The organism is Streptomyces sp. NPDC049597 (assembly GCF_040675505.1).
GTDB lineage: Bacteria > Actinomycetota > Actinomycetes > Streptomycetales > Streptomycetaceae > Streptomyces.
In genome coordinates this window covers 1-1,055 of sequence record NZ_JBFAOY010000085.1, presented here as the reverse complement: position 1 = coordinate 1,055, position 1,055 = coordinate 1, and the positions used below count along the sequence as shown (strand labels likewise).

The 1,055-nt window shown below is 72.1% G+C and carries 1 protein-coding gene; it reads left to right on the top strand.

Annotated elements, in window-relative coordinates:
- Positions 1 to 1,055: ROK family transcriptional regulator (locus tag AB0K02_RS34035; RefSeq protein ID WP_365996471.1), on the top strand; the 1,055-nt coding region annotated here is incomplete at both ends.

Here is a 1,055-nt window from a genome sequence, read left to right as displayed (position 1 = left end):
CAGGCGCGACTGCTCCGGCTGCTGCGTGACGAGGGTCCCAACTCCCGGGCGCAGTTGGGTGATCTGGTGGACCTGTCCCGTTCGAAGCTGGCTGTCGAGGTGGACCGTCTGCTGGAGACGGGGCTCGTGGTCGCGGACGGGCTTGCCGCCTCGCGGGGTGGCCGTCGTTCGCACAACATCCGGCTCGCGCCCGCTCTGCGTTTCCTCGGTGTGGACATCGGCGCCACGTCGGTCGATGTCGCGGTCACCAATGCGGAGCTGGAGGTGCTGGGGCATCTGAACCAGCCCATGGACGTGCGCGAAGGGCCCGTCGCGGTTTTCGAGCAGGTGCTGTCGATGGCGGACAAGCTCAAGGCCTCCGGGGTGGCCGAGGGTTTCGACGGGGCGGGCATCGGGGTGCCCGGGCCGGTCCGCTTCCCGGAGGGGGTGCCCGTCGCGCCGCCGATCATGCCGGGCTGGGACGGCTTCCCGGTCCGTGAGGCGCTCAGTCAGGACCTCGGGTGCCCGGTGATGGTCGACAACGACGTGAACCTGATGGCGATGGGGGAGCAGCACGCGGGCGTGGCCCGGTCGGTGGGCGACTTCCTCTGCGTCAAGATCGGCACCGGTGTCGGCTGCGGCATCGTCGTCGGCGGGAAGGTCCACCGCGGGACGACCGGCAGCGCCGGCGACATCGGACACATCCGGGTCGAGCCGGACGGCAGGGCCTGCGCCTGCGGCAACAAGGGCTGCCTGGAAGCGCATTTCAGCGGTGCCGCGCTTGCCCGCGACGCCGAGGACGCCGCGCGTGCCGGGCTCTCGCCCGAGCTCGCCGCCCGGCTGGAGGCGGCCGGGCACCTGACGGCCGCGGACGTCTCCGCCGCCGCCGCGGCCGGCGACGCCGCGGCCCTCGACCTGATCCGTCAGGGAGGAAACCGGGTCGGTCAGGTCATCGCCGGGCTGGTCAGCTTCTTCAACCCCGGCCTCGTGGTGATCGGAGGCGGCGTGACCGGTCTCGGACACACCCTGCTGGCCAGTGTGCGCACCCAGGTCTACCGGCAGTCCCTGCCACTGGC